This is a genomic window from Pseudomonas sp. NPDC008258 (assembly GCF_042956345.1).
In the GTDB taxonomy this organism is placed as follows: domain Bacteria; phylum Pseudomonadota; class Gammaproteobacteria; order Pseudomonadales; family Pseudomonadaceae; genus Aquipseudomonas.
Genome location: NZ_JBIBGE010000008.1, coordinates 66,316 through 90,918, shown reverse-complemented (window position 1 = coordinate 90,918; position 24,603 = coordinate 66,316). Strand labels below are relative to the sequence as shown.

Below are 24,603 nucleotides of genomic sequence, written 5' to 3'. Positions count from 1 at the left end.
TCTGTGGGAGCGGGCGAGCCCGCGAACACCGGCGGAGCCGGTGCCATACACCGCGTTGCTTGCTTCGCGGGCGCGCCCGCTCCCACAGGGATCGCGACGGCCTTCAGTATTAGCGGTGCAGCACGTACTGGCCGATGAATTTCACGGCAGGCTCGTCACTTGCGGCATTGCTCACCGTGGTTTCCAACGTCAACCGCGCCCGCCCACGGCGTTGGTACATCGTCACGAACCGCTCCCAGGTTTTCTCGTCCGGTGCCGCGCAGCGCGCCACTGCGGCGCCGGTAACCGGCAACGGGTAACTGATCTGCCCCTCCTGGATGACGATATGCTCGTCATCTATCCCCAGCTCACGCAGGCGCAGGTGCAGCCAGCCCCAGCCCACCAGCACGGCTGCGCAGTACAGGCTGCCACCGAACATGGTGCTCTTGTGGTTGACGTTGGCTGCCAGCGGCAGTTGCAGGCGCAGGGTGTGCTGCTGCCAATCGAGCACTTCCAGGCCCATTTCGCGGGTCAGTGGGATGTCGCTGTGCAGTACGGACTGCAAGTACTGGCTATCGGTGCTCATCAACGGTTGTCCTCGTGATCATCGTGCCCGCCACTGCCGCCTTCGAAGCTCAGGCTGTGCTTGCGCAGCTTGTCGTGCAGGGTTTTGCGGGGGATGCCCAGCGCCTCGGCCAGGCTGCGCATGGAGCTGTGTGGCTGGGCCAGTTCAGCTGCGATCAGCGAGCGCTCGAACTGCTCGACCTGTTCGCTGAGGTTGCCGCTGAGTGCGGGTGCCGCGGCCACTGCCGCCGGGGGCGCCTGGCCATCCAGGGCCAGTTCCAGGCCAAGGGCGAAGCGCTCGGCAGCATTTTGCAGTTCGCGTACGTTGCCCGGCCAGTCATGGCGCAGCAGCACGGCGCGCTGGGTCGGTTGCAGGTTGTGGGGGGGCAGGCCATGGCGCTGGCTGGCGGCGTCGGCAAAGTGCTGGAACAGCACCAGAATGTCATCGCCACGTTCGCGCAGTGGCGGAATACGCAGCGGTGCCACGTTAAGGCGGTAATACAGGTCGGCACGGAAGCGCCCCTGGTCGGCGGACTGGCGCAGGTCTTCCTTGGTCGCAGCAATGATGCGGATATCCAGCGGGATCAGCTGGTTGCCACCCAGTCGCTCGACCACCCGCTCCTGCAGCATGCGCAGCAGCTTTACCTGCACATCCAGGCTCATGCTCTCGATTTCATCGAGGAACAGCGTGCCGCCGTTGGCAAATTCGAACTTGCCGATGCGGCGTTTCTGCGCGCCGGTGAACGCACCGGGCTCATGGCCAAACAGCTCGCTCTCGACCACCGACTCGGCCAGCGCGCCCGCGTTTATCGCCACGAACGGCCCGTCGCGACGGCTGGACAGATCGTGCAGTGCACGGGCCACCACCTCTTTACCGGCGCCCGTTTCACCCAGAATCAACACATCGGCGCGGGTACCGGCCAAAGCCCCGATCTGCTCGCGCAGGCGCTGCATGGACGGCGAATGGCCCACCAGGCGGGTGGCCAATTGCTGGCGATCGCTCAGCGCCAGGCGCAAGCTGCGGTTGTCGAGCACCAGGCGGCGCAGGGCCAGGGCGCGGCGCACGCTGTCGAGCAGGGCGTCGGTGGCGAACGGTTTTTCCAAAAAGTCATAAGCCCCCGCGCGCATCGCCTGCACCGCCAGCGGTACATCGCCATGGCCGGTGATCAGCAGCACCGGCAGCTCGCTGTCGCGGGCATGCAGTTGCTCCAGCAGTTGCAAGCCATCGATGCCGGGCATGCGGATGTCGCTGACCACCACGCCGGGCCAGTCCGCCTCGATGCGGTCGGCCAGGCCTTGGGCGTCGGCCAGGGCGACCACCTTGAGCCCGGCCAGGTCCAGGGTCTGGCTCAGCGCCTGGCGCAGGTGCGGGTCATCGTCTACCAGGATGACCTGGGCTTGGCTGTCGATCAGTGTCTCGGTGGTCATGCCGAGAGGTCCTCCGAATTGGGCAACGTAGCGCCAGGCGCGGCCACACGCAGTTGCAGGGTCAGCAGTGCGCCACCTTCCGGGTGGTTGGCCAGTAGCAGTTCGCCGCCCAGGGCACGCATCAGGCTTTCACAGATGGCCAGGCCCAGGCCCAGGCCTTGGGTGCGGGTCTTGGTGGTGAAGAACGGCTCCTTGGCGTGCTCCAGGGCCTGGCGGCTGAAACCGGGGCCGTTGTCGCGGATGTACAGGTAGACGCAGTCATCGCGCCGCTCGGCACTTAACCACAGGCGGCGCGGGTTGGCTTTTTCGGTCAGGGCGTCGAGGGCATTGGCCAGCAGGTTGCCCAGCACCTGGCGCAGGCGGGTTTCACCCGCTTGTACCCACAGGGTGGCTTCTGGCAGGTCGCGGATCAGCTCCACGGCCATTGCCCGGCGGCGCTTGGCCAGCAGCGCCAGGGCATCGTCCAGGGCCGGCTGCAGGGCCACGCTCTCCGGGGCATGCCGGTCGCGGCGGGCGAAGGCACGCAAATGAGCGATGATCGAGGCCATGCGCCCGGTCAGTTCGCCGATCAGTTTGAGGTTGCCGCGGGCGTCTTCTGTGCGTTGGTGGTCGAGCAGGATTTCGGCGTTTTCCGCATAGCTGCGGATGGCTGCCAGCGGTTGGTTGAGCTCGTGGCTGATGCTGGCCGACATGGTGCCGAGTACCGACAGTTTGCCGGCCTGCACCAGTTCGTCCTGTGCGCGCACCGCCTCTTGCTGGGCGTTCTCGCGTTCCAGCACGGCATTTTTCAGCCGGGTATTCAGGCCTTCAAGGTCGGCGGTACGCTGGGCCACGCGCTTTTCCAGCTCCTGACGGCCGCGGGCCTCGAAGTCGATACGGTCGATGTAGTGGCGCCGCCGCTGCATCACCAGGCCGGCCAGCAGCATCAGCACCAGCAAGGTACCGGCGCCGATGGCCATCACCGTTTGCACCGAACGGTCGACCAGTATGCGCGGTGCAAGGATGCTGACTTGCCAGCCGGTTTCCTTGATGTCGCGGGTCTGGGTGAGCCAGGCGTCCGGGTTGAGCACCAGTGGCTGCGGAGCCTGAGTCGGGTAGGGCTGGATGGCGATGATGGCTTGGCGCTCGGCTTCGGTCAGCGTGCGGGTAGCACGGAAGCGCCAGTCGGGCCGAGAGGTGAGGATGACCACACCATTGTGATCGGTCAGCAGCAGCTGCTCGGGGGTACGGCCCCAGAGCGTTTCTGTGTGGTCGAGGTCGACCTTTACCACCAGCACGCCGACAACCCGCTCGCGGTCCCGCACGGCTGCGGCAAAGAAGTAGCCGCGCTTGGCCGAGGTGGTGCCCTGGCCGAAGAAGCGGCCCAGATGGCCAGCCATGGCTTCGTTGAAGTAGGGGCGGAAGGCGAAATTGCGGCCGACGAAGCTGTCGTGCTTGTCCCAGTTGGAGGCGGCCAGGGTGTTGCCGCTGATGTCCATCAGGTACATCACCTCGGCGCCGGTCTGCTGCACGATGTCCTTGAGCAGGCGGTTGGCGTTGGTCACCGCTTCAAGGCGGAACGGGTCGGCCAGCACGCCACGTAGCGCCGGCAGGTCGCCCAGGATCTGCGGCAAGGTTTCGTAACGGTGCAGGGTGCCGAGCAGGTTGGCGACGTACAGGTCGAGGGTCTGGCGGTTCTGCGAGGCCAGTTCATCCTGGTAGTAACGCTCGGCCAGGTGGTGCAGGGGCCACAGTAACGGGACCAGGCACAGGGCCAACAAGGCCAGGCTGCGCCAGCGGGGACGGCGTGGGGGCGTGGGTTTTGCAATCATCACGTAAATGCGCCAGAAAAGTCTGACGCAATTATGCGCTAGTTACGGCAGCAGTTCCGACTCTGACAGTGGCAGGCCGACCTTGTCCTTGTCCGACAGCAGCGGTGGTTGCTGCAGCCCCCAGTCTATCGCCAATTGCGGGTCGTCCCAGCGAATGCAGCGATCGGCGCCCGGGTTGTAGTAGTCGGTGGTCTTGTACAGGAACTCGGCCGAGTCGCTTATCACGGCAAAACCATGGGCGAAGCCTGGGGGGATCCACAGTTGGCGACGGTTCTCGGCCGACAGGTGCACCGCGACCCATTGGCCGAACGTTGGCGAGCTTTTGCGTACGTCCACGGCTATATCACGGATTTCCCCGTGCACCACGCGCACCAGCTTGCCCTGGGTGTTCTGCACCTGGAAATGCAGCCCGCGCAGCACGCCCTTGATGGAGCGGGAGTGGTTGTCCTGGACGAACTCGGTTTGCACGCCGGTTTGCCGGGCGAACTCACGCGCGTTGAATGCCTCGAAGAAAAAGCCACGGCTGTCGCCGAAAACCTGCGGCTCGATGATCAGTACTTCAGGGATTTCGGTAGGGATGATGTTCATAGTGCTCGCTGGCCCATTGCCTAAGTATTGACCCTAGTCGGCTCCACGGGAATTTTCCGCTGGGAGCTGTAACAGGATGCATAAGGTATGGCTATGGTAGACGTCAGACTATCATCGGCACCAGGCAGGGGTAGCCACTGGCGGATTGTTATCGATTAAAAACAGGCTAATTGCCCCGTTGCTTTCGAGCTGCGGGCTTTAAATACAGATATATATCGGTTATAAATTGACAAACGCCCCAGCGCACTCCGGCTCAGGGCCATCACAGAGGTCACCCATGAAAACCCTCAACTCCACGCCCCGTGCCGATGGTTTCCACATGCCCGCCGAGTGGGCCCCGCAAACCCAGGTATGGATGGTCTGGCCGGAGCGCCCGGACAACTGGCGCCTGGGCGGCAAGCCGGCGCAGGCTGCCCACGTTACCTTGGCCAAAGCCATTGCCCGATTCGAACCGGTGACCGTTGCGGCCTCCGCCGGCCAGTACGAAAACGCCCGTCGCCAACTCGACCAGCCGAACATTCGTGTGGTTGAAATCAGCAACGATGACGCCTGGGTGCGCGACACCGGCCCCACTTTCGTCATCAATGACCAAGGTGAAGTGCGTGGCGTGGACTGGGGCTTCAATGCCTGGGGCGGCTTTGATGGCGGCCTGTACGCCCCCTGGAACCGCGACGAGGAACTGGCAGCCAAGGTGCTGGAAATGGAGCGCTGCCAGCGCTACCACACCGAGGGCTTCGTGCTGGAGGGTGGCTCGATCCATGTGGACGGCGAAGGCACCGTGATCACCACCGAGGAATGCCTGCTCAACCGCAATCGCAACCCGCACCTGAGCCGTGAGCAGATTGAAGCGGTGCTGCGCGATCAGCTGGCGGTCGACACTGTGGTGTGGCTGCCCGATGGCCTGTACAACGACGAGACCGACGGCCATGTCGACAACTTCTGCTGTTACGTGCGCCCGGGTGAAGTGTTACTGGCCTGGACCGATGATTCCAACGACCCCAACTATGCGCGTTGCCATGCGGCCATGGAGGTGTTGAAGAACACCCGCGACGCCAAGGGCCGTGAGTTCATCGTGCATAAAATGCCGATCCCGGGCCCGCTGTTTGCCACTGCAGAAGAGTGTGCCGGTGTCGATCACGTGGCCAGTAGCCAGGAGCGTGACCCGTCGGTGCGCCTGGCCGGTTCGTACGTGAACTTCCTGATCGTCAACGGCGGCATCATTGCGCCAAGCTTCGATGACCCGGCAGATGCCGAAGCCAGAGCTATCCTGGCAAAGATCTTCCCCGAACACGAGGTGGTGATGATCCCTGGCCGTGAACTGTTGCTGGGCGGTGGCAACATCCACTGCCTGACCCAGCAGCAGCCGGCGCCGGTAAAGCGTTGAGCGAGTGGTGAATGAAAAGGCCCGTCATGTGACGGGCCTTTTTTTTCGGGCGATGGCCGGAGGCCGCAGTGGCATACGTTTTGTATTGTTTTTCAGACAGATAGCTCGGCCAAGCCGCGCTCTCGGATCTGTAACAATACTTAAGTAAATTTGCCGCTCACGGGCCAGGGAGTACGTGTAGAAATGAACGCAGCAAGTGAGTCGGCATTGCGCCCATCGGCAGTGAATCACCCATCGCTCAGGCTTGTGGCGACGTGGTTGAAACAGCATGGAAGCATCAGGGTCAGGACGACCGACCCACGACGTCTGCTTGCCGGACGCTACCCCCAAGGGCTGATCAGCGAAGCAGAAATGCAGGCGCTGATGGCGGTGTGGCACTGATTGATCATTTAAACCTGCACCGGCCTCTTCGCGGGCATGCCCGCTCCCACAGGTGTTTCACAGGTTTCGAGGCATGTGGTGGTCCTGTGGGAGCGGGCGCGCCCGCGAAGAGGCCAGTACAGGCAATAAAAATCAGAAGCTGTAGCTACCCGTCACCACCAGGCTACGCGGGTCGCCTACCATGATCTGCGCTGCACTGGTCGCCGAACTGTAATAGGTCTTGTCGGCGATGTTGCTTAACGCCGCCCGCACATCCCAGTCATGGGTGCGGTACCCCGCCAATGCATCCCAACGGCCATATCCCGGCAACACCGTGGTGTTCTGGTTGTCCGCGTAACGTTCACCCACCAGCGTCAGGCCGGTTTCGGCATACCAGCCCAGCTCTGGTTTCCAGGTCACGAACAGGCTGCCATTGCGCTTGGCCACATCGTTGATACGGTTGCCTTCCTGGCCGTTGTTGTCCTTGACGATGATGGCATCCTGCAGGCCGATGCCGCCGCGTACATACCAGTTGCCAACGATATTGCCGGTGGCGGTCAGCTCGATACCGCGCGAACGTTGCAAGCCGCTGAGCAGGATGATGTTCGGGTCGACCGGGTCGCGCGTGCGGCGGTTGTACAGCTCCAGCTCGTAGATGGCGAGTGTGGTGGTCAGGCGCTGGTCGAGCCAGTCGCTTTTCACCCCGATTTCCTTTTGTCGGGTCTGTTCCGGGTCGGTTTTATTGCTGTTGCCCGGCGCACCCGGTGTAATGCCGATCAGGCCACCGCCCACGGGCGAGAAGGTCTTGCTCCACGAGGCGTAGAACGAATGGTCGCGCCATGGGGTGTAGACCACGCCCAAACGTGGGCTGGTGCTGTTGCTGTCCTGCTTTTCGCGCACGCCTTCTTTGTTGGTGGTTTCCACTTCAAACTGGTCGAAGCGCACGCCGGCGAGAATCTGCCATTGATCGTTCAGGCGGATCTGGTCTTGCAGATAAACGCCGCGGCTGTCGACCACGGTGTGGTTGTTGCTCGATACCGCCAACGTACCAGTGTGCGGCCGGCTGGGCTTGCCCAGGCCTGACAGGCTCTGGCTACCGGCGCTGTACAGCACCGGGTCACGTTTCTGGTTGGCGAACTCCAGGCCCACTAGCAGCTTGTGCTCAAGGCCCAGTGTGTCGAAGTCGCCCTCGGCCTCCAGGTTGTTGGACAGGTTGCGGGTGTTCAGGTCTTGCTGCCAGCGCTGGCGGGTCAAGGTATTGGTGCCGGCGTTGTAGCCCGTGACATAGGTGTTGTCGAACTCGCTGTCGAGCTTGAACAGGCCCAGGGTGTGGCGCAGCTGCCAGGTTTCATTCAGCTGGTAGTTCAGGCGCGAGCGCAGGGACTGGGCGCGATCATCGATGTAGTCGCGCTGGTCGCCGTAGGTGGTGCTGCGGCTGACGTCGGCCGGGCGGCCGTTGGCCCCGGGGATGCCGCGGTCCGGCGTGCGGTTGAAGCGGCTGTATTCGTACTGCACCAGCCAGTTCAGGTCAGGGTTGATCTGCCAGCTGACCGATGGTGCGAACAGCTGGCGGCTGCCGTCGATGCCATCGCGGAAGCTGTTGTTGTCCTGGTTGCCCATGTTCAGGCGCAGGCTGACGGTGTCGCTGGGGTCGGCGCTGAGGTCGGCATACAGGCTGCGCAGGTCTTCGCTGCCAGCCTGTGCTTCGATGGTCGAGCGGCGGCCAGGTTCTGGCGCCTTGCTGACCCGGTTGACGATACCGCCCTGGCTGCCACGGCCGTACAGCACCGCTGCTGGCCCCTTCAATACCTCAACCCGCTCGATGTTGTGCAGGTCGCGGATGTACTGGCTGTCGTCTCGAATACCATCCAGGTAGAAGTCGTTGCTGGCCTCGAAGCCGCGAATACGCACGCTGTCGAAACGGGTGTCGGCGCCACTGCTGACGTTGGGAATACCCTCCAGCGCCTTGCCCAGCGTGTTGCTGCCGTAGTCCAGCACGTTGGCGGTTTTCACCGTGTCGATGGCCTGAGGCACGTAACGTACAGGCGTCGAGGTACGGGTGGCGGTGCTCACCTCTTTGACGCGTGGGTTGTCCTTCTCGCGCTCGCTGTCGGCGGTAACCGACGACTCTGGCAGCGTGGTGGTGGCGGCACTGGCCAGGCTGGCGCTGAACAATAGCGACAGGCCAAGCGTGAGGGGTGAGAGGCGGCAGGGTACAAGCATGGACACATCCGGACCGGGCAGGTGAAAAAGAGGTGCGAATGGTAATGCTTGCTATTTGCTCTTGCTTGGGTATTTGTAAAGGCTTGTCTTTACATATGTGTCTGTTTGTAACGGGCTCCGCCGTCACGCGTTTTCAGGCTTCCGGGAATTTGTCCGTTCGATCAACAGGCTGTTTCCGCCGCAAGATAAATTGCCCGCTGATAGCGCAGGCAGGCGTGAAAATGCACCAGACCTGCCGGTCATTTTGGTTATATCAACCTGCATTTCACGACTTTTTGACATTTGTAATCGCACACGGCTAGGATTCGGCCAACGCCTGCTGGCCATGACTTTGGCCAAGCTGCTGCCAAGGGCCGCCGTGTATTTACCGGTAGGCCCACCCGGCTGGATCCGCATAGCGTCGAACCTACGAAGGGGCGTTGGTTCCTGGCGTCATATTGCAGAGCGTTTTTGATTAAGAAATAAGGAAAACAACATGTTGAAAATCAGGATCAGCCTGGTCGCCCTGGCGATGATCGCCGCGACCCAGGCACAGGCCAATGACCAGGCCGACAGCAAGGGCTTTATCGAAGACAGCCACGCCAACGTTCTGCTGCGTAACGCGTACATCAACCGCGACAAGAAGCACGGCACCGACGACCAGATCGAATGGGGCCAGGCATTCATCGGCAACTTCTCCTCCGGTTTCACCCAGGGCACCGTCGGCGTCGGCGTCGATGCATTCGGCCTGTACGCTGTTCGCCTTGATGGCGGCAAAGGCCACAACGGTGGTGGCGGCGTCGACTTCTTCAAGCCGCACGAAACCACCAATGCCGAAGGCAACGCCAGCTCGCCGCACAACCTGGCCCGCGCCGGTGCAGCGGTCAAGTTCCGCATTTCCAACACCGTGCTGAAGTACGGTGACCAGATGCCGGCCCTGCCAGTGCTGCAATACGACGACGCGCGTCTGCTGCCAGAAAGCTTCACCGGTACCCTGATCACTTCCAAAGAGATCCAGGGCCTGGAACTGAACGCCGGTCGCTTCACCCAGGAAGCACGCAAAAGTGCCGAGCGCCGTGACGGTGGTGGCCTGAAGTCGATCAACGTCTTCGGTGGTAGCTACAAGTTCACCGACAACTTCACCGCTTCGTTGTACACCGCCGACAACGAAGACGTGATGAAGAAGCACTACCTGGGCTTGAACTACGTCTTCCCGATCGCCAGCGACCAGTCGCTGACCCTGGACTTCAACGGCTACAAGTCGGACATCGACAGCAAGCACGTCGAAAGCGCAGGCCTGACCGGCGACTCCAACACCATCTGGAGCCTGGCAGCCACTTACGCCTATGGTGCGCACTCGTTCACCATCGCTCACCAGCGCAGCACCGGCAGCACTGGCTACAACTACGGTGGCTACCAGAACGCCGGCCGTCAGGGTGACGGTGGTTCGACCATCTACCTGGCCAACTCGTACTGGTCCGACTTCAACGCCGAAGACGAGCGCTCCTGGCAGCTGGGCTACGGCCTGGACTTCGGTGCCTACGGCATCCCGGGTCTGACTTACAAGCTGGCCTACGTGGTGGGTGACAACATCAACACCCGTACCGTTGGCACCCCGGAGGGCTTCGGCGAAGGTAAAGAGCGCGAGATCTTCAACCAGATCCGTTACGTGGTGCAGGATGGCCCGGCCAAGGACCTGTCCATCAAGCTGCGTAGCTCGTTCTTGCGTACCAACAACGCCGTGCAGAAGAGCGAATACAACGACGACGGCAACGAAGTCCGCGTATTCGTCGAGTACCCGATCAGCATCTTCTGATCCGCAGATGCTTGCATGAAAGCCTGGGGCCGCGCTGCGGCCCTTCGCGGGCTTGCCCGCTCCCACAGGTACGGCGCCAAATTCGAAGGCGGCGCGGTACCTGTGGGAGCGGGCAAGCCCGCGAAGGGCTGCAGCGCAGCCCCAGTTCTGATTGTCATGCTGGTTCAGCCAGTTGCTGGCGAACAGCTGATGTCACAGTTTTTACCGCAATGTCCCCAGTCTCCGGCGCAAAGCTGTCACTACGCGCCATCCGCCACATCCGTGCATAGAACTCGCTTTCAATCGAGCCACTGAGCAACTCGCCTGGCTTGAGGAACGTGTGCAGGTCCGAGAACAGCCCGATTTCACTGGGGCTTATGCGCCGCGCCAGATGCTTGGGCTTGAGCTCCGATGGGTGTTCCAAGCCCGCAGCCGCCAGCATTTCGGCCAGCGCATGCAGTGTGTTGCGGTGGAAGCTGGCAACCCGCTCGGCCTTGTCCGGCACCACCAGGGCGCGCTGGCGCATCGGGTCTTGCGTGGCCACGCCGGTCGGGCACTTGTTGGTGTGGCAGCTCTGCGACTGGATGCAGCCAATGGCGAACATGAAGCCGCGTGCCGAGTTGATCCAGTCCGCGCCGATGGCCAATACGCTGGCGATATCGAACGCGCTGACGATCTTGCCGGCAGCACCAATGCGAATGCTGGCGCGCAGGTTCAGGCCGACCAGGGTGTTGTGCACGAACATCAAGCCTTCGCGCATGGGCACGCCCATGTTGTCGCTGAACTCGCGAGGTGCCGCGCCGGTGCCCCCTTCCTTGCCATCGACAACGATGAAGTCCGGGGTGATGCCGGTGGCCAGCATGGCCTTGGCAATGCCCATGAACTCCCAGGGGTGGCCCAGGCAGAACTTGAAACCCACTGGCTTGCCGCCCGACAACTCGCGCAGGCTGGCAACGAACTGCAGCAACTCGACTGGCGTGCGGAAGGCGCTGTGCGCCGCGGGTGAGATGCAGTCTTCGCCTACGCGCACGCCACGGGTTTCGGCAATTTCGGCGCTGACCTTGTGCCCCGGCAGAATGCCGCCATGGCCAGGCTTGGCACCTTGGCTGAGCTTGATTTCGATCATCTTCACCTGTGGCGAGCGCGCCTGTTCGGCGAAGCGCTGCGGGTCGAACTGGCCGTTTTCGGTGCGGCAGCCGAAGTAGCCGCTGCCAATTTCCCAGATCAGGTCACCGCCATGTTCGCGGTGGTATGGGCTGATGCTGCCTTCGCCGGTGTCATGGGCAAACCGGCCCATGCGCGCCCCACGGTTGAGCGCTGCGATGGCGTTGGCACTGAGTGCACCGAAGCTCATGGCGGAGATGTTGAAGATGGAGGCCGAGTAGGGCAGGCGGCATTGCGGCCCGCCAATGGCGATACGGAACGATGCAGGGTTTGCGGTGGCCACCGGCAGCATTGAATGGCTGATGAACTCGAAACCGGGCTTGTAGGCATCGTTAAGCGTGCCGAACGCTTTCTCGGCGCTTTCGTTCTTGGCGCGGGCGTACACCAGCGAGCGTTGCGAGCGGGAGAAGGGCAGCTTGTCGTCGTCGCCCTCGATCAGGTACTGGCGGATTTCCGGGCGGATGGTTTCGATCAGGTAGCGAATGTTGCCCAGGATCGGGTAGTTGCGGCGCACGGCGTGGTGGCTCTGGCGCAGATCGTTCAGCCCGACCAGGCTGAGCAGGGCGGTGACAAGCGTTAATGGCCACAGCCAGGCATGCTGGGATAGCAGTGGCAGGCTGGCGAAGGTGAACAGCAGGCAGATGGCGAGGCAGGCGTAGCGGCTGGGCAGAGAGTGTTTCATGGGTCCATCGCAGGCAGGATGACCGGGCATAGGATAGGCAAAGGCGGGCAGGGGAAAACCTGGGTAATCGGTAAAAGACTGTTACCTGAATGTAAGGTGCTACACATTGCTCAAGGCCGGCGCGGTCCCTGTGGGAGCGGGCGAGCCCGCGAACACCGGCAGCGCCGGTGCCATCCACCGCGTTGCCTGTTTCGCGGGCTCGCCCGCTCCCACAGAGATCGCGCAGGCTTACAGATTTTGGTCAAGATCAGAGGCTGGGTTCGCTTGAAGGTCAGCGTGGCAGCAACACGCTGGCCCGCAACCCACCGCCATCACGGTTCGACAGCATCAGATCGCCCCCATGGCTGGTGGCGATCCGTTGGGCAATGCTCAACCCCAGCCCATACCCGCCAGAGGCCTGGTTACGCGAGCCTTCCCCACGCACGAACGGGTCGGTGATGGTGGCCAGTAGCGCTGGGGCGATCCCCGGCCCGCGGTCGTCGATGTGGATGAACACCCCACTCACCGCCTGCTCCAGCGTGACCGAGACGTCTTTGGCATAGCGCAGTGCATTGACCAGCAGATTCTGCAGGCAACGCTGCAACAGCAGGGCATCGACCTGTGAGTCGCCAGCGTGGCCATGCACCGGCAGCGGCTCTTCGGCGGTAGCCAGTTCGGCGCACTGGCGTGCCACCAGCCGGTCCAGGTCCACCTGCTGCAAATTCAGTTGCTCTCCCGCGCGCAGGTAATCCAGTACCTGGCCGATCATGTCATCCATCTGCGTAATGTTCTGTTGCAGGCGCTGGCGTTGTTCGTCGTCCGGCAGGCGCTCCAGCCGCAGGCGCATGCGGGTCAGCGGGGTACGCAGATCGTGAGACACGGCAGCCAGGAAGTAGGCTTTGTCATTGACCATGGCAATCAGCCGCTGCTGCATGGCGTTGAAGGCCTGGGCCGCCTGGCGAACTTCCTCCGGGCCATCCAGTGCCAACGGCGGCTGCTCCAGGTTGCCACCCAGCCCCCGTGCGGCATCGGCCAGGCGCCGCAACGGGCGCAGGCACAGGCGCACGGCAATCAGGCACACCAGCAACACCGCGACGATGCGTAGCGCATACACCCTCAGCAGATAGTCGCTGATCAGCACCCAGGCCGACTCGCCGCTCCAACCCTGCAGTTCCTGGCCATCGATGGTTAGCCAATGGCCATCGGCCAACGGCACGGCAAACTGGATATGCGCCTGTGCGGTACGCAGCCCGAACAGGCTGCGCCAGACAATCGGCTGGCCCAGTTCATCGGTCAGTTGCACCTTCATCAAGCGCACCTGCTGGGCATGCCCCAGTTCGTACTTGAGGGCCTGATGCAGCAACAGCTCCACGCGCCTGCGCCCGCGGCGCTCGTCATGTTCAGGCTCGGGCAGGGTTTCGGCGCAGCGCAGTTGGTAGTGGGCGGGTACCTGCAGCGTGCCGGCGTGGCAGTTTGCCTGGGCAATCAGCGGCGCACTGCGCGCTGCGATCAGTCGCACGGGCGCCTCTAGCACTTGGGCGAAACGCACATCGAACCAGATGCTGCTCGACATCAACTGGATCACCAGCGTACCGCTGACCATGATCAGCAACAGCTGACCAAACAAGGTGCGCGGCCACAGCCGGCGAAGCCAGCGCATCTCAGGCATCCGCCTCAAAGCTGGCGATGCTCAGCAGGTAGCCTTCATTGCGGATGGTGAGAATTTGCGCTGCGCCTGCCGGTGCACGGCGCAAGTGCTGGCGCAGGCGGCTGACGCACATGTCCACCGAACGGTCGTCGGGCAGGTGGTCGCGGCCGAATGCACTGCGGGTCAGCTGATCGCGTGAAACCACCCGGTTGTTGGCTTCCAGCAATTCACGCAGCACGCGGTAGTCGGAGCGCGGCAGGGTCAGGGTTTCTCCATCAGGGCGCGTGAGCAGGCGCTTTACGTGCTCCAGGCGAAAGCCTGCGAACAGCTGGGCATCCACCACGGCAGGTTCTTCTGCGGGTGTTTCCAGGCGTTGCGGGCGACGCAGCACGGCCTTGATCCGCGCGATCAGCTCACGTGGCTCGAACGGCTTGGCCAGGTAGTCGTCGGCGCCGACTTCCAGGCCGATGATGCGGTCCAGCGTGCTGCCCTTGGCCGACAGCATGATCACCGCCAGCCCTGGCGTCGCTTGCAGATGGCGGCACAGGCTGAGGCCGTCTTCACCCGGCAGCATCAAGTCGAGCACCACCAGTTCCACCTTGTGCCGAGCCAGCTGGTCGCGCATTTGCTCGCCGTCGGCAGCTGCCAGCACGTTGTAGCCGGCATCTGTCAGGTAATCACAAAGAAGTTCGCGGATCTCGTCGTCATCATCGACAACCAGCAGGGTCGTGCTCATGCGGAAAAACACCTGTTCGGTGAGGGCCGGTGGCGCTCGTTACGTTCAATTACATCCCCGTACATGTCGGGTCTGGAGCCGGGAGGGCCGATCCCTAGAATCCTAACAAAAAATCAACTGCAAATACGAAGCCTTCCCAAATGAACTTCACCAGCACCCCTAAAACCCCCTCCGCGTTCACCCGTGGTGGCAGCCTCCTCAAGCCACTCGCCTTCTGCGTTGCCGTCGCCATCAGTGGCGGTGCCGTGGCCGCAGACAGCAAGCCGCTGGAGCTGGATGCCACGCAGATCGAAGACAGCGCGTTGCTGTCCGCTGACGATACCGGCCAGATCGGCTACACCGTCGAAAGCACCCGCAGCTCCACTGGTCTGAAGCTGACCCCACGGCAGACGCCGCAGTCGGTCACCACCATCACCCGTCAGCAGATGGAAGACCGCGGCATCCACACCATCGAGCAGGCGCTGGAAACCACGCCGGGCGTAACCGCCAACAAGTCCGAAGTGGGTGGCCGTACCGACTACCGCGCCCGTGGCTATTCGATCAGCAACTGGAAGGTTGACGGCCTGCAGACCCAGGGCGGTTCCGACTTCAGTGGCAGCGGCAACGCGCTGAACATGGACCTGTACGAACGCATCGACATCGTGCGTGGTGCCAACGGCCTGCTGGGCGGCACCGGCGACCCTTCGGCCACCGTCAACCTGATCCGCAAGGCGCCGACCAAGACCTTTGGCGGCAGTGCCTACGCCACCTACGGCAGCTGGGACAAACGCCGGCTGGGCGCCGACCTGAACCTGCCGCTGTCCGAGGACGGCCGCCTGCGTTCGCGTTTCGTCATGACCCAGCAGGACGCCAACTCGTTCCGCGACAACCAGACCGAGCGCTCCCGCGCCGCGCTGGCCAACTTCGCGTTCGACCTGGACGACGCCACCACCCTGGGCGCCGGCTACCAGTACGAGTACAACAAGGTGGTCGGCGGCGGCTGGGGTGCGAACATCCCGCTGTGGTACCGCGACGGCAGCAAGACCGACCTGCCACGCAGCACCAACGTGGTGCCCAGCTGGAGCTTTGGCGAGTACACCACCCGCACCGCATTCGGCTCGCTGGAACACCGCTTCGACAACGACTGGACCCTGGACCTGAAAGCCTCCCAGGCCACCACCGAAGCCCTCAACCACCGCGGCCTGGCCAAGGTCAACTCGGCCGGGCGCGGCAGCTATGGCGGCTACTGGGACCAGGATGGCAGCGGCGCCGTGCTCAACGGCCTGCACAGCTCCAGCGACACCACCCAGCAGTCGGCGCAGATCGACCTGTCCGGCCCGTTCCAGCTGTTCGGCCGCACCCACCAGGCCATGGTCGGCTACAACGACAGCCGTACCGTGGGCTGGTCGCCGCAATACACCTGCACCATGGTTGGCGACGGCATGGCCAGCGCACCGGCACTGGGTTGCCAGTTCCGCGCCAACAACGGCTTCCCGGTGACCAACTGGCACAATGGCGTGGATGACGACTACGACATCATCGCCTCGCGTACCGGCCTGCACAGCAAGACCACCACCCGCCTGCAAGGCATGTATGCCGCCACCCGCCTGAGCATTACCGACCCGCTGTCGGTGATTGTTGGCGTGCGCACCAGCAACTACTCGTCGGTTACCCGCAGCGTGGCCGGTGAGCGCAGCAGCCAGGAAGAGAACGGCATCGTCACCCCGTACCTGGGCGCGGTGTACGACCTCAACGACAACTACTCGCTGTACGCCAGCTACACCGATATCTTCACCCCGCAAACATCCGAGACCGTGAGCGGCAGCAAGGTCGAGCCGATTCGTGGTCAAAGCTACGAGACCGGTATCAAGGGCGAGTGGTTTGACGGTCGCCTGAATGCGTCGGCGGCGTACTTCCGCACCAAGCAGGAAAACAAGGCGGTGCTGGACGGCGACCTGACCACGCCAACCGGTGCCAGCGCCTACAAGGCCGGCTCCGGCGTGGAAACCGACGGTATCGACCTGGAAGTGGCAGGCGCGCTGACCCCCAACTGGAACGTGTATGCCGGCTACACCTACCTGCACTTCCGCCGCGTTGACAGCGACGGCCGCAGCGACCCGTCGCACCTGTTCAAGGCTTCGACCACCTACCGCCTCAGCGGCCCGCTCGACCGCCTGACCGTGGGTGCCGGCGTGACTGCCCAGACCAACATCCGGGCCATCTCCAGCCCGGCCGGCCAGCCCACCAATGGCGTGAGCAATGGTGCCACCGACGTGAACTGGTCCGGTTATGCCATCTGGAATGCCATGGCGAAGTATCAGGTGACCGATGACACTGCCGTCACCCTCAATGCCAACAACCTGTTCGACAAGCACTACTACACCCAGTACGGGTTCTATGCCGGGGGCATCTATGGCGACCCGCGTAACCTGTCGCTGACGGTGAGCACCGCGTTCTGATCAAGGCCGCCTGGGGCTGCTGCGCAGCCCATCGCCGGCAAGCCGGGCTCCCACAGGTGCAGCGTATGGCTTGAGCCACATGGGGGCGACTGTCTTGTTCAAAATCTGAAAGCTTGCGCAACCTCTGTGGGAGCGGGCTCGCCCGCGAACACCGGCAAAGCCGGTGCCATCCACCGCGTCGCCTGTTTCGCGGGCGCGCCCACTCCCACAGGTATTGCACTTGCTTGGGGCCGATGCGGTCGAGGTGGGAGATTCTATGGTTTCTTGCAATGGCATCAGGGTTGCCTGGTGCTCGCCACGGCATCTTCAGCGCCTGTGAGATCGAGCGCCGCCCGCGCGGCGCATCGCGAGCAAGCTCGCTCCTACGTTTGTTTCGGGCCAATCATTCCTGTGGGATTTGCGCGCGAACGCTTTGGCGCATGACTCGATATTGCGTCGAACGAACAAGGCGGTCGCGCGCGCATGGCACAGGCGTAACTGGCCCGAAACAAACGTAGGAGCGAGCTTGCTCGCGATGCGCCGCGCGGGCGGCGCTCGGTCTCACAGGCGCTGCATATCTTGTGGCCAACACCTGTCAGCCCTGACGCGATCCCTGTGGGCTTGCCGGCGATGGGCCGCAAAGCGGCCCCTCTTTCATTCAAGGTAATGGATAGATCAGGCAGTACCGAATCAACGCCTGCTCGACACTCTGCTCCAGACTATTTTCGAAACAGTTCCAATCCTCACCAAACAGCTCCCGGCTTCTGGCTTGATCGGCATCAATCTCTCAACGATCGCCAAGCAACGGCTTCCGTGCACCAAAATATCTGTTTGACAGATATCTGGATGCACGATATTTTTGCCGTGTTGATGTGCCGGGACAAGGCGATGCGAGTAATAACGAAAGCGGCGGTTACCAATGCCATCGAAACCCACGCCCAATGGAAAGCCCCCCTGAGCTTGTGGCTGACGACATTCGACAGGGCGACGCTGCGTTTTGAGTCTTTTGAGCAGTTGAGACAAACGTGGGCCGCAGTTTCTGGCTGGAACGTTGACCGCATACCTCACTCAAAACTCAGGTCCGCCAGTTGCAAAGGGCCGCTTGATATTTATGTCTTCGATATCAAGAAAAACGAATGCCGCCTGATCGCGTGGCTCAACGCGCGAACGGGCACGCTCTACATCAGGGCCATTTTGTCGCACGCTGAGTATGACAAGTGGTGCAGAAGCGATGTCAGGTAACAGCCCGGTGCCGCGTGATACTTCAATCGATTCGACAGGTGACAACATGAAGCGGGACAAAATCGAAGCCAATGGACTAGATGCCTTCATCGCTAATATTTCACCCATGCTCGATGGCCTGAATGACCAGATGGCAACAATGGCCCAGCTCCTGGCTGCCTGCCATGACCCGATCAGGGACGATGCTGAGCTACAAGCGCGGATGGCACTGATCGATGAGCTCTACTCCCATGCTGACAGTGAACGCCACGCAGCGGCACGCTTCGCGGAGATGGTCGCGGATCGTGTCTACGAGTACGAGAGTGAGGCGGTGTTGGTCCCCTTCGCCAGCCAGGCTGAAGCGCTGGCCTTTTTGCTGACCGACAGGGGCGTGAAGCAGAAGGACCTTGCAGCGATAGCGACCCAGAGCGCCGTTTCAGAGATTTTGAATAACAAGCGGAAGATGACAGTTGCCCAGATAAGAGGCTTTGCTGAGTTTTTCAGCGTACCGGTCGAGTTCTTCATGCATGGGGTGGTTTGAACCGTCGCATGCGTAGCGACGCGTTACGAAACACCCGCTCAATTTGTGCATAGCTGCGCAAGCAACCATAGGCGTGGCGGGTGTATCGCCTGAAGGCCAAGCTACTGACGACTAGAATGTGCCTCTCAACGTCAGCATGTAATTGCGCGGGTCACCATAGAAGTTGCCGTTCGCTGCGCTGGAGACCGTCTGGTAGTACTTCTTGTCGAACAGGTTGTTGGCGTTCAGCGAAACGGTCCAGTGATCGTCCACGCGGTACTTCAGCAGCGCATTCCACACCGCGTAGCCGCTTTGCTTGTAGTCGAACGGGATGTTCCGCTGCACCACGTTGCCATTGCCATCTACACGCACTGTTTCACCGCTCACATACGTGGCACTTTGCATATCAGCGCCACCGCCCACGGTCCAGTCCGAGAACTCCCCTGGTAACTGGTAAGTCGTCCATACCTTGAATTGATGCTTGGGCGTGATCGTGTTCAGCCCCTTGTTGGTGTTCTCGTTCTTGTTGTAGTTGTACACATAGCTGGTCATGAGGTTCCAGCCTTCAAGGATTTCGCCCGTGGCCTCAAGCTCGATGCCCTTGCTGATCACCTCACCCTGGTTCAACCAGCAGCAGCTGCCCCCATACAGTGTGTCTTTGGACTCATAGGTGGTGTCCCGTATCGCGCCGTTCTTGCGCTTGGTATAGAAAACGGCAAGGCTGGTATTCAGGCGGCCATCGAGCAGTTCACCCTTGATGCCCACTTCGGAGGTATGGCCGACCAACGGCTCCAGCACCTGGTTACTGTTTTCCGGCCCGAACAGGTAGCTTTGCTGGGGCTTGAAGATTTTCGAATAGCTGCCATACAGCGACCATTGCTGATCGAGGTCGTAGATTGCGCCAAAGTAAGGCACGAAGCGTGTAGGCTCACGCATGTCGATGTTGCTTTGCACGACCCCGGCGTTGGTATAGATCTGCTGGAAGTGGTAACGGGCCGCCCGGCCACCCAGTATGACTTTCAGCGGGTCGGTCACTTGCAGGGTCAGGCGCCCGTACATCCCGTACTGCTCCTGCGTGTTGGGGCTGTAGTCACGCGGGGTCTCCAGCGAAATCGTGGTGGGCTTCCAGTACCCCGGGTCGTAGATGTCGATGGGCACGCCGGTGCCGGTGAACGCCCCCGCACCCTGCCAGCGGCTGGTGACGCGCTGGTAGTCGCTACCCACCACAAACTGGTGCTCGCGGCCAAAGGCATCGAAACTGCCCGACAAGTTGCTGTCGATCAGATCCTGGCTGGTTGAGTAAACGTTATAGCTGGCACGCCACACAGGCCCGGTCATGGTCACCGGGTTGACGGCATTGCCCGACACTGCGGCCAGTGCCTTGCCCGCATCGCGGGTGTTGGTATACGAGACGTTCAGCTTCCAGTCGTTGTCGAAGTAATGGTCGACCTTGGTAAAGATCTCCTGAGAGATATTGTCCATGTACGACCAGTTCTGCCCAAAGTTGGTATGCCGTGGCAGCCCGATATCTGCACCATTGCTATAACGCGGCAGGCCCAGCGACGAGTTGGAGTGAGTGCTCTCGTACATGCCGCCCAGGGTGAAGATGGTCTGCGGCCCCAGGTCGACCTCAAACACTCCGTAGATCGTAGGCTTTTGTGTGGCCAGCCTGTCTGTGAAGTACTGGCGGTCGGTGTAGGCCGTCACCACGCGCCCGCGTACGTTGCCGCTTTCGGTCAATGGGCCGGTCACGTCGATTTGCGAGCGATAATTGTCCCAGGAGCCGGCGGCGGCCTCGAACTTCAACTGAAAGTCTGACAGCGGGCGCTTGCGCACCAGGTTGATTACACCGCCCGGGTCGCCCACACCGCCAAACAACGCCCCCGAACCACGCAGTACTTCAACATGGTCGAATTCGATCAGGTTGTAGAGCCGGCGCGAGTAGAAGCTGGTGGCCACCGACGACAACGCCATGGGCGCAGCGCCGTCGATCTGGATGCTGTCGATGTTGAAACCACGCGAGTAGAACTCGTAGGTGTCACTGGTGGTTTTCTGCACCGTCACCCCAGGCGCCATTTTCAGCGCATCTTGCAAGCTGTTAACCGCACGGTCTTCGATCAGCTGGCTGGACAGCACCGACACCGACTGTGGTGTGTTGCGCAGGCTGGTCGGGCTCTTGGAACCCACACTCACCGCGCCGGTGGTGTACGAGCCACTGTTCTCGGTCATCTCGCCCATGCCCTGGCCGCTGACCAGCGTGCTGCCCAGTTCCATCACCGCGCCCCCGGTAACGGCGACCGGGTCCAGGGACCAGTTGCCATTGGCCGCCTGGGTGGCGCCCAGGCCAGAGCCCAGCAGAAGCAGGCCAAGGCCCTGCTCGATGGTGTAGTCCCCGCTCAGGGCCGCTGCATGCTTGCCACGTACCAACGCCGGGTCATATGAGAAATTGATGTTGGCCGTTTGGGCAAATGCGTTGAGCGACTGTTCCAACGCGCCTGCAGGCAGGTCGTAATGGCGAACGTCTGCCTGGGCGGCATGTGCCGTACCCACTGGCAGCGCCACGTTTGCGGCGCTGGCGAGCAGCACGCCACGCAGCGCTACGGCAAGGCGGGTTTTGGCAACCGGGCGGGGAGGAAACGCGGATGGCATGTGAATCGAGCTCCATTCGTTTGGCAGGGGTCTTTTCCCTGTTAGCCGAAGTGCTCCGAAAAACCCGCAGCCTGAAGCGCCCTTTTTTTGCAGAAACAGCTCAAACCGCTACCACGCGGCGCCACAGCCGGGTGACGCGCTGGATTCTTACCGGCATCGACTCTTCGAGTGCATCCAGCGCCCGGTCGATGTCGGCAAGCTGGAATACACCGGAAACCTTCAACCCGGCAACCTCAGGCGCACAGGCCAGCCAGCCACGCTGGTAGCGGGCCAGCTCGCTGACCAGTGCCTGCATCGACATGCTGCGGGCTACCAGCTGACCTCGTGTCCAGGCGCTGGCATCCATCTCGCCCAGTGGCAGTTTCACGCAGCCTTCGGCGCTGATCGAGTACTGCTCACCGGCCTCGACCAATTGCTGCTGCATGTGTTGGTGGATAGCCACCTGGCTGTGTTCGACCGCAAGCCGGGTAGTGGACTCATCCTGGCGCACCGCGAAAGCGGTACCCAGCGCCTGTAACCGGGCTTGGGCGGTATGCACCCAGAAACTGCGCTTGCCGCCGGGCACGCCGTCGTCGGGCCCGGTGTCGATGAAGATCTCGCCCTGCAAAAGCTTGATCAGCCGCTGGTGCTCGCTGAACACCACATCCACTGCGGTTCTGGTATTGAGCTGCAACCGTGTGCCGTCGGCCAGCATCAGCGTTCGCCGCTCACCCACGGCCGTGCTGTAGTCTGCGGCCCAACGCTGAACACCCTCCCGGCTTTGCCAGCCCGTCGCGCCAATGATCAGCCCGGTACCCACCACCTGAAGCAGCCGCCTGCGGCCCAACTGCCGATGCTGCATGCGCTCCAACGTATCGTGGGCGACACCACCGGGTACGCCCGACAGGCCGGCGAGGTTGCTGAGCGTCGATTCATTGCGCTGCAGCGCCTGCCAGGCCGCCTCATGCAACGGATGCAGCTGGCGCCAGTGCAGGCAGCCCTGCATCGCCTGCGCGTCGGCGTAGCCGGAATGCAGGCGCACCATCCACATGATCGCCTGGTCGAGCACTTCTTCCGGCAAGTCGGGGCGGGCTGCGCTGGTCATAAGGTGGCGAAGTAGCAGTGGCGGATGGCCTTGGCCATGTAGCTTTCCACCGACCTCAGGCTGACCCCCAGTTGCAGGGCGATTTCCTTGTAGCCCAGGCCATCAAGGCGCGACAGCAGGAACGCCTTGCGCACCTTGGGCGGCAAGCCGTCGAGCAGGGCATCGACCTTGGCCAGGGTTTCCAGCAGGATCATCTGGGCTTCGGGGGAGGGCACCAAGGCTTCAGGCAAATGGGCAATGGCGTCCAGGTAGGCCCTTTCCACCCGGTCGCGGCGGGCGCGGTCTATCACCAATGCTCGGGCGATGGTGCTTAGCCATGCGCGCGGCTGGTTCACGTCTTTCAGGCGCTCGGGTTTGCCGAGCACGTTGACGAAGGTGTCCTGGGCCAGGTCTGCGGCATTGTCACCCTGGCGCAAGCGCTTGCGCAGCCAGTCGACGAGCCAGGCGTGGTGCTCGGTGTAGAGGGACTGGATATCTGCTTGCACGGAAGGCGGAGCGGGTGGTGAGGACACTGCGGGCCTTGGGTTCAGATAGGAATGCGGATGAGAATTCGTCGCATCTTAGCTGGGGGTGGTTGGGGATGACAAGGTGTTGCTAGAGGGGGCGCGGTTGAATTAATCCAGGTCTAGGTCTCTGGCTAAGAGACGAGGGCACTCTCAGTTTGCTACACGCTCCCGTTTATCGTTTTTCAGCTTCGTGTAGCCGCTCGGTAAATGATGCTCATCCACGAAATGCCTGGTTTGAAACTCAAGCACCATGCTCATGACATTACTCACGTTCTCATCAAGCCCCCAAGTGACGGCGAGCTTGTCGTAAGGATTTACCTTGGCCGCCCTTTCAACGACCTTTTGGCTAGCGCTGTGTGAAAGGTCGCTCCAGCAGGCAACGAAGTCTTTCATTCTCGACGCCTGCTCGGGTTCCATGCATGGGAAACGGCGAAGCCGATCTACCAGATACATGAGCCTGCGTTTGCGTACTCGCGCTACGGTCGGGTCTTTCAGCCGGTCTTCTATGGCTTTGCTCGTCGCATCATTGGCGTACCAGAAAGCATAGGCAAATGCGGCGGCGACTTCTTTTTCGAGCTGTTCCAAAGATCCTTTGGTTGCGGCGACCACGACGCGACGAAAAGCATCAGCGCTTTTCACGCTCCCCCCGCTGAGATCGGTCGATTGCGGGGTGTGGCTAACGCTGTTCTGCTGCGTCATCGAGAATGATCCTCAAGTAACTGATCACGGTGGCCTTGTCGCACGGGTAGTAGTCGATCGCTTCCAGTGCCAGCTTATCAAGCTTCTCTAGATCAAGGTCCAGTTCTCGGATGAGTGTCAGGATGTCCTCCCGGTCACGCTCCGTGAAACGCCCTAGCTTGGAAATGGCCAGATCAAATGGGTTCGCTATGAACACTTGCATCGGCGCGTTTTCTTGCCCTGGCAGAGCGATGGCACGCTCGTCGTAATCCTCGTGCAGCGGGCACAGTGAATTGTTGAAGCCTTGATCGAACACGACGGACAGATCGAGCCCATTTTCCTCATAGTCCTCGGGAGCCTGCAGCACGGCCTTGATTTCCTCGATCAGCAAATGCTCGGAAGCGCGAAGTTCTGCGTCCACATCTGCGCTTCCGCGGGCGTTCGTGAGGATGTGCATGGCGCATCCGCCGAAGACGTAGATTTTAAGCGTTCCTGGGCGCATGCCCTCCAGTAGGGGCAACGCCCGCTCAAAGAGGCTTTGCACTGCTTTAGACAGAGGGGTTTGCAGATGCAGCATGGTCCCAGGCTCATGATGGGTGTGACGTGAGTCTATCTGAAGGAGGCCAAGGCAGAATTTTATTAGTGTCAGGAAAATTTTCCTTGTCGAGGGGGCTGGATTCTGCGGCGGTATAGGGGGCAATCACGCTATCGGCTTTTTGCGAGAACTGAACGGATTGCTGGTCCGCTGCGCGCCAGCTTGTACACCGACTGCATCGACCTAGGGCGTTGTACAGTGCTGGAAGAGATGGCTTGCCGGCGATGAGGCCAGAGCAGGAAACGCATGACAGCCGGATCTACACCGATCACGTTGGCTTCGAGAAATTTGTTCAAGCATGAGCCGGGTGGGTCGAGGATGATTTGCAATGCCTGAAACAAAAAAGGCCCACCTTTCGGTGAGCCTTTTGAGTACTGCGTATGGTGGCACCAGGAGTCGAAGCGAAAAGCAAAAATTTGAATTTAAATGATTTTACTTTTAGAGACGCCATTTTCTATCCCTAAAGCTATCCTCATATATTCGCTCGATCATTCACCTGTGAAAAATTAGCTAAATTGGATTTACAATAGCTAGTTCAATTTTTATATGGTGAGCCTTACTTAGCTACTCATCACCGCTTTTTGAGGCGAGATGAGCAGCAGTGTTCAGGCCT

19 protein-coding genes are annotated in these 24,603 nt (G+C 61.6%); 6 read left to right on the top strand and 13 right to left on the bottom strand.

Annotation, left to right across the window (positions count from 1 at the left end; genetic code table 11):
* Positions 1 to 109: 109 nt before the first annotated feature.
* From ACFY9W_RS08660 to rfbC, 4 genes are read right to left on the bottom strand one after another with little or no spacing between them, the layout of a single operon-like run.
* Positions 110 to 565: a YiiD C-terminal domain-containing protein gene (locus ACFY9W_RS08660; protein ID WP_391128448.1), complete on the bottom strand. Its 456-nt coding sequence runs from the start codon at positions 563 to 565 to the stop codon at positions 110 to 112.
* Entirely contained in the window at positions 565 to 1,971 is a 1,407-nt protein-coding gene (locus ACFY9W_RS08655; protein ID WP_391128445.1) for a sigma 54-interacting transcriptional regulator, read from the bottom strand. Before ACFY9W_RS08655 ends, ACFY9W_RS08660 begins: the two co-directional genes overlap by 1 nt.
* A complete protein-coding gene (locus ACFY9W_RS08650) occupies positions 1,968 to 3,782 on the bottom strand; it encodes an ATP-binding protein (protein WP_391128442.1) in 1,815 nt (604 codons plus the stop codon). The genes ACFY9W_RS08655 and ACFY9W_RS08650 overlap by 4 nt, the downstream gene beginning before the upstream one ends.
* 42 nt (positions 3,783 to 3,824) lie before the next feature.
* Positions 3,825 to 4,370: a dTDP-4-dehydrorhamnose 3,5-epimerase gene (rfbC, locus tag ACFY9W_RS08645; protein WP_391128440.1), complete on the bottom strand. Its 546-nt coding sequence runs from the start codon at positions 4,368 to 4,370 to the stop codon at positions 3,825 to 3,827.
* A 277-nt stretch (positions 4,371 to 4,647) separates the two neighbouring features.
* Between rfbC and aguA the strand changes: the two genes are divergently transcribed.
* Together aguA and ACFY9W_RS08635 are read left to right on the top strand one after the other, a co-directional pair.
* Positions 4,648 to 5,754 (top strand): agmatine deiminase, encoded by a 1,107-nt coding sequence (gene aguA, locus ACFY9W_RS08640; RefSeq protein ID WP_391128437.1) that lies wholly within the window; start codon positions 4,648 to 4,650, stop codon positions 5,752 to 5,754.
* Between the two features lie 183 nt (positions 5,755 to 5,937).
* Positions 5,938 to 6,135 (top strand): hypothetical protein, encoded by a 198-nt coding sequence (locus tag ACFY9W_RS08635; protein WP_391128434.1) that lies wholly within the window; start codon positions 5,938 to 5,940, stop codon positions 6,133 to 6,135.
* A 132-nt stretch (positions 6,136 to 6,267) separates the two neighbouring features.
* Here ACFY9W_RS08635 and ACFY9W_RS08630 read toward each other — a convergent pair whose 3' ends face one another.
* Positions 6,268 to 8,337, bottom strand: coding sequence for a TonB-dependent siderophore receptor (locus ACFY9W_RS08630; protein ID WP_391128431.1), 2,070 nt, complete (start codon positions 8,335 to 8,337; stop codon positions 6,268 to 6,270).
* A 475-nt stretch (positions 8,338 to 8,812) separates the two neighbouring features.
* Here ACFY9W_RS08630 and ACFY9W_RS08625 point away from each other — a divergent pair, with 475 nt between their 5' ends.
* Positions 8,813 to 10,132: an OprD family outer membrane porin gene (locus ACFY9W_RS08625; protein ID WP_391128428.1), complete on the top strand. Its 1,320-nt coding sequence runs from the start codon at positions 8,813 to 8,815 to the stop codon at positions 10,130 to 10,132.
* 154 nt (positions 10,133 to 10,286) lie between these two features.
* On the opposite strand, the gene ACFY9W_RS08620 is transcribed toward ACFY9W_RS08625, so the two are convergent.
* The 3 genes from ACFY9W_RS08620 to ACFY9W_RS08610 all read right to left on the bottom strand — a co-directional run bounded on the left by ACFY9W_RS08620 (position 10,287) and on the right by ACFY9W_RS08610 (position 14,320).
* Positions 10,287 to 11,957, bottom strand: coding sequence for a glutamate synthase-related protein (locus ACFY9W_RS08620; protein WP_391128425.1), 1,671 nt, complete (start codon positions 11,955 to 11,957; stop codon positions 10,287 to 10,289).
* Positions 11,958 to 12,228: 271 nt separating this feature from the next.
* Positions 12,229 to 13,596 carry an ATP-binding protein gene (locus tag ACFY9W_RS08615; RefSeq protein ID WP_391128422.1) on the bottom strand — a complete coding sequence of 456 codons (1,368 nt, stop codon included), beginning with the start codon at positions 13,594 to 13,596 and terminating at the stop codon, positions 12,229 to 12,231.
* A gap of 1 nt (position 13,597) precedes the next feature.
* Positions 13,598 to 14,320 carry a response regulator gene (locus ACFY9W_RS08610; RefSeq protein WP_391128419.1) on the bottom strand — a complete coding sequence of 241 codons (723 nt, stop codon included), beginning with the start codon at positions 14,318 to 14,320 and terminating at the stop codon, positions 13,598 to 13,600.
* Positions 14,321 to 14,460: 140 nt separating this feature from the next.
* On the opposite strand from ACFY9W_RS08610, the gene ACFY9W_RS08605 reads away from it, so the two are divergent.
* The 3 genes from ACFY9W_RS08605 to ACFY9W_RS08595 all read left to right on the top strand — a co-directional run bounded on the left by ACFY9W_RS08605 (position 14,461) and on the right by ACFY9W_RS08595 (position 18,499).
* On the top strand, positions 14,461 to 16,758 hold the full coding sequence (locus ACFY9W_RS08605; RefSeq protein WP_391128416.1) for a TonB-dependent siderophore receptor: 2,298 nt from the start codon (positions 14,461 to 14,463) through the stop codon (positions 16,756 to 16,758).
* A gap of 558 nt (positions 16,759 to 17,316) precedes the next feature.
* Positions 17,317 to 17,979 (top strand): type II toxin-antitoxin system HigB family toxin, encoded by a 663-nt coding sequence (locus ACFY9W_RS08600; RefSeq protein WP_391128413.1) that lies wholly within the window; start codon positions 17,317 to 17,319, stop codon positions 17,977 to 17,979.
* Between the two features lie 46 nt (positions 17,980 to 18,025).
* On the top strand, positions 18,026 to 18,499 hold the full coding sequence (locus tag ACFY9W_RS08595; protein ID WP_391128410.1) for a type II toxin-antitoxin system HigA family antitoxin: 474 nt from the start codon (positions 18,026 to 18,028) through the stop codon (positions 18,497 to 18,499).
* A gap of 111 nt (positions 18,500 to 18,610) precedes the next feature.
* Here the strand turns inward: ACFY9W_RS08595 and ACFY9W_RS08590 are convergent, their stop codons facing one another.
* From ACFY9W_RS08590 to ACFY9W_RS08570, 5 genes are all read right to left on the bottom strand, one after another.
* Positions 18,611 to 21,127, bottom strand: coding sequence for a TonB-dependent siderophore receptor (locus ACFY9W_RS08590; protein WP_391128407.1), 2,517 nt, complete (start codon positions 21,125 to 21,127; stop codon positions 18,611 to 18,613).
* Positions 21,128 to 21,227: 100 nt separating this feature from the next.
* Positions 21,228 to 22,211 (bottom strand): FecR domain-containing protein, encoded by a 984-nt coding sequence (locus ACFY9W_RS08585; RefSeq protein WP_391128404.1) that lies wholly within the window; start codon positions 22,209 to 22,211, stop codon positions 21,228 to 21,230.
* Positions 22,208 to 22,723 carry a sigma-70 family RNA polymerase sigma factor gene (locus tag ACFY9W_RS08580; RefSeq protein ID WP_391128401.1) on the bottom strand — a complete coding sequence of 172 codons (516 nt, stop codon included), beginning with the start codon at positions 22,721 to 22,723 and terminating at the stop codon, positions 22,208 to 22,210. Before ACFY9W_RS08580 ends, ACFY9W_RS08585 begins: the two co-directional genes overlap by 4 nt.
* Before the next feature lie 144 nt (positions 22,724 to 22,867).
* Complete coding sequence (locus ACFY9W_RS08575) at positions 22,868 to 23,416, bottom strand: hypothetical protein (RefSeq protein WP_391128398.1); 549 nt, start codon at positions 23,414 to 23,416, stop codon at positions 22,868 to 22,870.
* Entirely contained in the window at positions 23,394 to 23,972 is a 579-nt protein-coding gene (locus tag ACFY9W_RS08570) for a DUF6036 family nucleotidyltransferase (protein ID WP_391128395.1), read from the bottom strand. The genes ACFY9W_RS08575 and ACFY9W_RS08570 overlap by 23 nt, the downstream gene beginning before the upstream one ends.
* Positions 23,973 to 24,603: the final 631 nt, after the last annotated feature.